Raw genomic sequence first — 8,868 nt, 5'->3', positions numbered from 1 at the left:
TGAAGGACAACCAGGCCTTGCAAAAATCGGATTTAGATCAGAGTTGGGATCTGATTGGTGGATTAAACCTTGGGGGATCCGTAAATGAACTTACACTTTATCCAAATCCAGCTCAGGACATGCTCTTTGTTCTAGGGGTGGAAAATCAAAGCTACCAAGTTATAAATACCCTTGGAGAGCAAGTTCTTAAAGGTCAATTTGCATCCGATGCACAAATTAGTCTCCATACCCTGTCAAGTGGAGTTTATTTTCTTAAAATTGGTCAAAGCACAAAGCGTTTTGTAATTTCGCGTTGATGAACATTGAAGAAATAAGAGATTATTGTTTGCAAAAGAAAAGCGTGGAAGAAAGTTTTCCTTTCGATGCAGAGACTTTGGTGTTCAAGGTAGCGGGTAAAATGTTTGCGTTAATGGCCTTGGAGAAAGGCGATGGCGTTAACCTAAAATGTGATCCTGAAAGAGCTGTAGAATTACGCGATAGCTATGAAGGTGTTTTACCCGGTTACCACATGAGCAAAGTGCACTGGAATACTGTTAAAATCAACAGTGATGTGCCGGATGCGTTGTTCTACGAACTAATAGATCATTCTTACGAATTGGTGGTGCAAAAACTACCAAAGAAAATACAAAAGACTTTAGAGTAGCATGGGAGTACGTGTAGATAAATTTGTTTGGTGTGTGCGTTTGGCGAAAACAAGATCCATCGCCACTGAAATGGTGAAAAAGGGTAAGGTCCGCGTAAACGATGAAGGAATTAAACCTGCCAAAGAAATTAAAGGGGGGGACGTGATTAGCATTACCAAACACAATGCTGTTTTTAAGTACAGAGTTAAGGAGTTGCTGGATAAAAGGGTAGGTGCCAAGTTGGTAGACAACCATATCCAAGATATTACTTCTCCTGTGGAACTAGAAAAATTCAAAACCTACCAAGAGGCGCAACGCACCTATAGAAATTACGGTACGGGTAAACCGTCTAAAAAAGACAGAAGAGACCTGGAAGATTACCTTACATGGGATTAAGTCGTTTATTGGACGCCTTCCTCTAAATTGCGTTTGTGTATAGGTCCTGTTATTAACGCGAAGACAAATAGATACACAAAACAAAGCACATCAATAAAGAAAGAGTAACGGACATCCCAGGCGTCCATTAAAGCACCTTGTGCGGTAGAGATAATGGCTCCTCCAATAATCATCATTACTAAATAACTAGATCCTTGAGCACTGTGTTTACCCAAGCCGGAGATGGCCAAGGTAAAGATACAAGGCCATAGGGTAGAACAGAATAATCCTACACTCATCAAACCATAGATGGCAGTGATTCCCTCACCAAAAATCCCTACCAACAAAGAAACGATACCGAGAACGGCAAATACAGCCAATTGAGAATAAGGTTTCTCCTTTGTGGCAAAATCTGCGATGATGAGTACGGGGATGATGAAGGCGTAATTGTAGAACGGACGCACATCTTTTCCAAATAAATAACTGGTAAATAAGAAAACGCCAAAGGCTAAATACGGAAGAACAATTTTTAAAATCATTCTTGTATTCTTTTTATCTGTAAACGCTCCTGCAGAACTTGCCCAACGGCCTATCATCAAAGAACCCCAGTAAAGGGCTACGAAAGGACCTATAGTGCTGTCTGTATAATTGAATTCTTGTTTTAAATATTCCCCTAAATTTCCTGCAGTAGCAACCTCAACACCTACATAAAAGAAAATCGCCCCCATTCCGAGAAGGAGTTGGATATAGTTTAAAGCAGATTTTTTTTCAGTACCTGATACGAGTTTCAAGGTTTCTTCTTCTTCCTTCAATGATGCTGTGTCAACCAAGTCTTCTTGTAAGGTTTTCTTTGGTGCTGTAAACCAAAAAACAGCTGCGGCAAAAATAAATGCCATTCCTAATAATAAGTAGGGGATTTTTACATCCTCTATGGTTTTCGTAACCGCATTATCGGTATCCAAAGTTCCAAAAATGGCCAACGAAATTAGAAGGGGAGCGACGGTCGTTCCCACGTTGTTAATTCCACCTGCTAAACTTAAACGTTGCGATCCTTTGGCGGGATCACCCAATTGAATGGCGAAGGGATTGGCAGCAGTTTGTTGTAATGAAAAACCGAGTCCTACAACAAATAATCCGCTCAACATAAGCGCGTACGAATTTAAACTCGCCGCGGGAATAAATAGTAAGGTTCCTAAGGCCGACACAATTAAACCTAGGGAGATGGATTTTTGATAACCGAAAATGGTAATCAAATCTTTTCCCTTAACATGTGCGATGAGGTTATAGATAATAGATCCAAAAAAGTAGGCACCGTAAAACGCTAAGTTTATCAATTGAGATTGCCAATTCTCTAAGTCAAAAGCCCCTTTAAATACAGGGATGAGTATGTCGTTACTGGCAGCAACAAAGCCCCAGAAAAAGAAAACCGATACTAAAATAGCAAAGGTAGAACGCTGATTATTTTGCATGGATCAGAAATATCTATGGTTTACGGCCCTGAATGTAGTAATTATACTTGAAATGGTTTTAGACTGCAGTACTTTTGACTTATCACTTCTCACCAATCACTAAAAAGCAAAAATCCCTTCACTTTGCGAATGAAGGGATGAATCTTGCAAGCTGAGAGTGCTTCTCATTTTACGTTAATAAATAATCTGTCACTACTAAAATAGGGAATAAATTGAGATTTTAGAATGCAGAATAAAGAATTTTTTAGCGTCTTGTTTTCGCGCGACAAATGGGTATTGACTAACGTTTTCATTGTCAATGATTATAGGTTTTTCACAGGGTACACAAAGTACCTGGAACACCTCATGCACTAACGAACACAGGTTCTCGAGCGGAGCCGAGAGACAAACTTTCAAACCATCAAACGCTCAAATCTACCTCAAGGTATACTTGCTGCCGCTATTGGTCTGTTTTGTTTTTGTTGGTCCTTTTGGTTTTACCACCTTCTTTACTTTAGTTTTTTCTTTCGCTTTAGGTGGAGTTGTAGATTTTACTTTTAATGGAAAGGGAGGGTTGGGCATGGCTTTGCCCTTCTTTTGAGTGTCCAAATACAGTTTCTCTACTTTGTTTCTGGCCCAAGGAGTTCTGCGTAAAAATTTCAGACTCGAACCCACGGTAGGGTTCAAATTAAAACAACGTATGTCAATACGACTTCCCAATTCTTCCCAGCCATAGAATTGCACCAAGTATTCTACGATATCTTGCAGCTTAACGCCGTGTAAAGGATTATTGGGTTGTTCTTCCATCTTCTATTTTTCTTCAAAGGTAGGAAAACAGGATGGAGTGTGAACAAAAAATAATAAGGAGTGTGAGAAATGAGAAAGAGATGGGGTAATTCACGAATTTAATCCCTCAAATCTTTGAATTGTTGAATCCTTCAAATTTTCGAATCCTTGAATCTTTAGAAAGCTTGCATTAGAAACTGGCCATTCGACACTTCGACTGTCGCTCAGTACAGCGCTCCGCTCGTGAACCTTGTTAGTTTCAAATCTTCAAATCTTCAAATCCTTGAATTTTGAAGTCTTGAATCCTTGAATCATCAAACAATCAAACTTAGTTTCTCAAGCGGCAGTCGAGAGACAAATCCTTGAATTATTGAATCATTAAATTGTTGAATCATCAAACTTTCCAAACTCTCAAACATTACCTTATTATATTTTCTGAATTTTAAATTGAATTATGTATCTTTGCGCCCTTAAATTCAACGCAATTATGGGTGTCAAGAAAATCAAAAGTGCTTTAATTTCAGTATTTAACAAAGACGGTCTAGATGAAATCGTTAAAAATCTAGATAAGAACGGAGTAACAATTTATTCAACAGGAGGTACACAAGCTTTCATCGAAGGTTTGGGAATCAATGTTGAAAGAGTAGAAGATTTAACTTCTTACCCTTCTATTTTAGGAGGAAGAGTAAAAACTTTACACCCAAAAGTATTTGGAGGTATTTTGAACCGTCGTGGTTTAGAAAAAGACCAAGAGCAAATTGCAGAATTTGAAATTCCTGAATTGGATTTGGTAATTGTTGATCTTTACCCATTTGAGGATACAGTAGCTTCTGGAGCTGCTCACCAAGATATTATCGAGAAAATTGATATCGGTGGTATTTCTTTAATCAGAGCTGCAGCAAAGAACTACGAAGATGTAGTAATTATCCCATCTATGGATAACTACGAAGAGTTCAACGCAATCTTGGAAGCAAGAGGAGCGGAGACTTCATTAGAAGAAAGAAAATCATTTGCGAGAGATGCGTTCCAAGTATCTTCTCACTACGATACACACATCTTTAACTACTTCAACCAAGGAGAAAAAGAGGTGTTCAAACAATCTATCAACCAAGCGCAAGTATTGCGTTACGGAGAAAATCCTCACCAAAAAGGTATTTTCCACGGAGATATGGATGCGATGTTTGACAAGTTACACGGAAAAGAACTTTCTTACAACAACTTGTTAGACGTTGATGCAGCAGTGAATTTAATGGGAGAGTTCAAAAACGATGCTCCTACATTCGCTATTTTGAAACACAACAACGCATGTGGAGTTGCAACAAGAGCTACGATCTTAGAAGCATACAACGACGCATTGGCTGGTGACCCAGTTTCTGCATTTGGAGGTATCTTGATTTCTAACACAACGATAGATGTTCCTACAGCAGAAGAAATTCACAAATTATTCTGTGAGGTAGTTATCGCACCAGGATACGATGCTGAGGCATTAGAGATCTTGAAAGGAAAGAAGAACAGAGTAATCTTAGTTCAAAAAGATATTGAATTACCAAAACGTCAGTTCAGAACTATCTTGAACGGTGTATTGGAACAAGATAAAGATTTCATTACGGATGAAATTAAAAACTTCGAGCCAAGAACAGAAGCAAAATGTTCTGAGCAAGAATTGAAAGATTTGGAGTTCGCTAACAAGTTGGTGAAACACACAAAATCTAACACAATTATCTTGGCGAAAAACGGACAGTTATTGGCAAGTGGAACAGGACAAACTTCAAGAGTTGATGCCTTAAGACAAGCAATTCACAAAGCACAATCATTCGACTTTGATTTGAAAGGTGCAGTAATGGCTTCTGATGCATTCTTCCCATTCCCAGACTGTGTTGAAATCGCAGATAAGGCAGGGATTACAGCTGTTATTCAGCCAGGTGGATCTATCAAAGATCAATTATCTATCGACTACTGTAACGAGAACAATGTAGCGATGGTATTTACCGGAAACAGACACTTTAAACACTAATAATAGAAAATTACTAAGTTTTCGAATTTTTATCCCCCTAAGTTGGTGAATAATTACTAAACTTAGGGGGACTAAAAAGATTGCTCTACAACATCACATGGGATTATTTGATTTTTTAACGCAAGAAATTGCGATCGATCTAGGTACAGCAAATACGCTTATCATTCAAAACGATAAGGTAGTTGTTGATGAACCTTCTATTGTAGCTAAAAATATCCAAACAGGTAAGATCGTTGCCATTGGAAAAAAAGCACAACAGATGCATGGGAAAACCCATAAGCTGATCGAAACTGTCAGGCCCCTGAAAGATGGTGTAATTGCAGATTTCCAGAGTGCAGAAAGCATGATACGTGGAATGATCAAAATGATCAAGGGGGGAAAGAGTATGTTCAACCCTTCTTTACGTATGGTAATATGTATTCCTTCTGGAATTACTGAAGTAGAGAAAAGAGCGGTACGTGATAGTGCAGAACACGCACACGCAAAAGAGGTATACTTAATTCACGAGCCTATGGCAGCCGCTATCGGTATTGGTATAGACGTGGAAGAGCCTATGGGTAACATGATTATCGATATAGGTGGAGGTACTTCAGAGATTGCCGTTATCGCATTAGGTGGTATTGTTTGTGATAAATCTATCCGTGTTGCGGGAGATGACTTTACAGCAGATATCGAAGAATACATGCGTCGCCAGCACAACATCTTGGTAGGTGAACGTACAGCAGAACAAATTAAAATTGAAGTAGGTGCTGCTATGACAGAATTGGAGAACCCTCCTGCAGATTTCGCCGTTCGTGGTCGAGATTTAATGACAGGTATTCCAAAAGAAATCGTAGTTACTTACTCAGAAATAGCACACGCATTAGACAAAACTATCTCTAAAATTGAAGAGGCGATTTTAAGTGCCTTGGAGATGACGCCACCAGAACTTTCTGCGGATATCTACAAAACAGGTATCTACTTAGCAGGTGGTGGGTCTATGTTAAGAGGTTTGGATAAGCGTATTGCCATCAAAACAAAATTACCTGTACACATTGCAGAAGATCCGTTAAGAGCGGTAGCAAGAGGTACAAGTATCGCATTGAAAAACATCGATAGATTCCAATTCTTAATTAGAGACTAAAAACTCCTGAGGTGTAATGCGTAATTTAATTGCTTTTTTTAGAAGGTTTAGAATCTTTCTGGTCTTCCTAATCTTGCAAGTATTTGCGTTAACGTCTTATTTTTCTTGGGTGCAATATCCAAGAACGCGTTTTTTTAACTCGAGTAATGGTGTTGCAGCTACCTTGTTAGATGCACAGCAAGATTTTACCAAACACTTTTCTTTGGAAGAGGAGAATGAGCGACTTCAAGCTGAAATTAAAGCCTTGAAGAAATCGCAATTGGAAAATTACATTGCATTATCCGACGATAGAATTCGTATAGAAGACACCCTTTTAGAATTGCAGTTCGATTACATACCCGCTGTAATTGTTAATTCCACATATACCTATAAGAACAATTATTTTACCCTAAACAAAGGTGCAGCCTCTGGTATCCGAAGAGATATGGGGGTTATTTCCTCGAATGGTTTAGTCGGAATTATTTACGATGTGTCGAAGCACTATGCGGTGGTTAAATCGGTTCTAACAGAAAATATCAATATTCCTGCTGAAATAGTAAATGTTCATGCAGGGGGCTTATTGAAGTGGGAAGGCACGGAAAAGGATCCAAGAACAATTACACTTACAGGTATTTCTAACGATATTCCAGTGGAGTTAGGCTGGGAAGTGGTTACCAATAGTCAGTCTGGTTTATTCCCTAAAAATCACCTTGTAGGAAGGGTAGCAGCAATTGAAGAAATTGAAGGAAAACCCGAATGGAAAATTACCGTGAAGTTGGGGAATGACTTAAGAAGACTACAGTCTGTTTTCGTAGTGGAAAATATCATGAAATTAGAAAAGGATTCCCTGGAGTCTGTATTTAAAGAAGAGTTTATTGACTAAGATGAATCCAGTAGTAAAACATATCCTTCGTTTTGTTGTCTTTGTATTAGTACAAGGGTTAATACTAGGTCAAATACCTTTTCCTTTAGGCATACATCCCATGATTTATCCTTTGTTCATCTTATTGCTTCCCTTTGAAATGGGATTAATAGGTGTTATGGTCATCGCCTTCTTGTGTGGATTGAGCATAGATTTCTTTATGAATACCTTCGGATTACACGCAAGTTCAGCGGTACTTATCGCTTATTTAAGACCGGAGTTGTTTTCATTGTTTTCGCCTAGAGATGGGTATGAAGGTTTTGAAGAAGGAAATATATACCAAATGGGATGGCGTTGGTTTATCCCCGTTTTTGGAATCTTCACTTTGGTTCATCATCTCTACTTTTTCATTTTAGAGTACTTAAGTTTCAAAGAAATATTATTTGTATTTCAAAAAACTATTTTAAGTGCTGTAATAACCCTATTTTTAGCCATAATCATACAAGTGCTATTCTTTAAGAAGGGGAAAAAGAAATGAATTTAGAAGCTAGAAGACTGGTTTTTTACGGACTTTTTGTGGCGATAGGATTAATCTATTCTATGCGCCTCTTCTATATGCAAGTGGTGGATGATAAGTGGAAAGAGAGAGCCGCTGAGGTTTCTCAAAAGAAGCTAGAAGTGAAGCCACCACGAGGAATTATCTTCGACAGAAATCATAAGAAAGTAGTATCCAATCAAACCTTCTATAATTTGATGTTTATTGAAAATAACATTGAAGATTTAGACACACATGCATTTGCCCAACTTTTGAATGTACCCGATAGTTTCATTCCCTATCGCTTTAATGAAATCAGAAGAAAGTTAGACAGAAGAACGCGCAGTAAAATTACAGGTAACGATACTGTAGTTAATGATTACCGTGGCTATAGTTCTTATGCTTTTCTCACCCAATTAACCCAAGCCGAAATTGCTCGTATTGCTCCAAGATTAGGTCGTTTTAAAGGTTTTTATGAACAATCCATCTCTATGCGTAATTATCCTTATCCGAATGGAGGAAATATTTTTGGATACCTGAACGAGATTAGATACAAAGAGCTGAAGGCCGATCCTGTTTTTTATAATCAAGGAGATTATGTAGGTAGAACAGGACTTGAGAATTATTATGAAAAGGAGTTAAGAGGACAGAAGGGAGTGCACTATATTATTAGATCAGCGAGAGGAGGTATCGTTGAAACTTATGCGGGAGGTGCGCTGGATACGGCCGCTGAACAAGGTCCGCCCCTTACCCTTGGTTTAGATATAGACTTACAAGCTTACGGAGAAAAACTAATGACCAATAAAAAGGGATGTATAGTTGCGATTGAACCGTCTTCTGGAGAAATTTTAAGTTTGGTTTCTGCTCCAAGTTACGACCCGAATATGATGGTGGGTTCTCGTAAAATAAAGGAGAACTATAGAAAACTTGTGAACGATAGTTTAAAGCCTTTGTTTGCACGACCGCTACAGGCCGAATACCCTCCAGGTTCTATTTTTAAATTGGTTCAGGCTCTAGTTGGTTTGCAAGAAGGAGTTATTACGGAAAATACCGGGTTTCCCTGTAATAAAGCAATGGTGGGTTGTCACAACCACCCAAATGCACAAAATATACAAGATGCGGT

General features: G+C 38.5%; 9 protein-coding genes and 1 pseudogene. 8 read left to right on the top strand and 2 right to left on the bottom strand.

Going from position 1 to position 8,868, the window contains the following annotated elements:
• From AC22ZQ_RS09715 to AC22ZQ_RS09705, 3 genes are all read left to right on the top strand, one after another.
• Positions 1-296 (top strand): T9SS type A sorting domain-containing protein (locus AC22ZQ_RS09715; protein WP_318958588.1); only part of this gene is annotated, 296 nt, incomplete at its 5' end.
• On the top strand, positions 296-643 hold the full coding sequence (locus AC22ZQ_RS09710; protein ID WP_318958587.1) for an MmcQ/YjbR family DNA-binding protein: 348 nt from the start codon (positions 296-298) through the stop codon (positions 641-643). The genes AC22ZQ_RS09715 and AC22ZQ_RS09710, both read left to right, overlap by 1 nt.
• A 1-nt stretch (position 644) precedes the next feature.
• Positions 645-1,019, top strand: a complete 375-nt coding sequence (locus AC22ZQ_RS09705; protein ID WP_318958586.1) for an RNA-binding S4 domain-containing protein — start codon at positions 645-647, stop codon at positions 1,017-1,019.
• A 5-nt stretch (positions 1,020-1,024) separates the two neighbouring features.
• Here the strand turns inward: AC22ZQ_RS09705 and AC22ZQ_RS09700 are convergent, their stop codons facing one another.
• Positions 1,025-2,467: an MFS transporter gene (locus AC22ZQ_RS09700; protein WP_318958585.1), complete on the bottom strand. Its 1,443-nt coding sequence runs from the start codon at positions 2,465-2,467 to the stop codon at positions 1,025-1,027.
• Between the two features lie 570 nt (positions 2,468-3,037).
• A pseudogene (locus tag AC22ZQ_RS09695) lies at positions 3,038-3,253 on the bottom strand (VF530 family protein); the annotation flags it as partial.
• A gap of 466 nt (positions 3,254-3,719) precedes the next feature.
• Here AC22ZQ_RS09695 and purH point away from each other — a divergent pair.
• The 5 genes from purH to AC22ZQ_RS09670 form a co-directional block, all read left to right on the top strand.
• Positions 3,720-5,246: a bifunctional phosphoribosylaminoimidazolecarboxamide formyltransferase/IMP cyclohydrolase gene (purH, locus tag AC22ZQ_RS09690; protein ID WP_413468683.1), complete on the top strand. Its 1,527-nt coding sequence runs from the start codon at positions 3,720-3,722 to the stop codon at positions 5,244-5,246.
• Positions 5,247-5,343: 97 nt separating this feature from the next.
• Positions 5,344-6,369, top strand: a complete 1,026-nt coding sequence (locus tag AC22ZQ_RS09685; protein WP_318958583.1) for a rod shape-determining protein — start codon at positions 5,344-5,346, stop codon at positions 6,367-6,369.
• A gap of 16 nt (positions 6,370-6,385) precedes the next feature.
• Entirely contained in the window at positions 6,386-7,231 is an 846-nt protein-coding gene (gene mreC, locus AC22ZQ_RS09680) for a rod shape-determining protein MreC (RefSeq protein ID WP_318958582.1), read from the top strand.
• Position 7,232: 1 nt separating this feature from the next.
• Positions 7,233-7,748: a hypothetical protein gene (locus tag AC22ZQ_RS09675; RefSeq protein ID WP_318958581.1), complete on the top strand. Its 516-nt coding sequence runs from the start codon at positions 7,233-7,235 to the stop codon at positions 7,746-7,748.
• Positions 7,745-8,868, top strand: a 1,124-nt coding sequence (locus AC22ZQ_RS09670) for a penicillin-binding transpeptidase domain-containing protein (RefSeq protein WP_318958580.1), incomplete at its 3' end; no start/stop codon positions are given. The genes AC22ZQ_RS09675 and AC22ZQ_RS09670, both read left to right, overlap by 4 nt.

It is taken from the genome of Lishizhenia sp. (assembly GCF_057456495.1).
The sequence above is the reverse complement of the archived record's forward strand: the minus strand, read 5'-3'. Positions and strand labels throughout refer to the sequence as shown.

Bases quoted from the DNA above. Each gene is read 5' to 3' on its own strand.
- AC22ZQ_RS09710 (WP_318958587.1), top strand. From the start codon at position 296: ATGAACATTGAAGAAATAAGAGATTATTGTTTGCAAAAGAAAAGCGTG.
- AC22ZQ_RS09705 (WP_318958586.1), top strand. From the start codon at position 645: ATGGGAGTACGTGTAGATAAATTTGTTTGGTGTGTGCGTTTGGCGAAA.
- AC22ZQ_RS09700 (WP_318958585.1), bottom strand. From the start codon at position 2,467: ATGCAAAATAATCAGCGTTCTACCTTTGCTATTTTAGTATCGGTTTTC.
- purH (WP_413468683.1), top strand. From the start codon at position 3,720: ATGGGTGTCAAGAAAATCAAAAGTGCTTTAATTTCAGTATTTAACAAA.
- AC22ZQ_RS09685 (WP_318958583.1), top strand. From the start codon at position 5,344: ATGGGATTATTTGATTTTTTAACGCAAGAAATTGCGATCGATCTAGGT.
- mreC (WP_318958582.1), top strand. From the start codon at position 6,386: ATGCGTAATTTAATTGCTTTTTTTAGAAGGTTTAGAATCTTTCTGGTC.
- AC22ZQ_RS09675 (WP_318958581.1), top strand. From the start codon at position 7,233: ATGAATCCAGTAGTAAAACATATCCTTCGTTTTGTTGTCTTTGTATTA.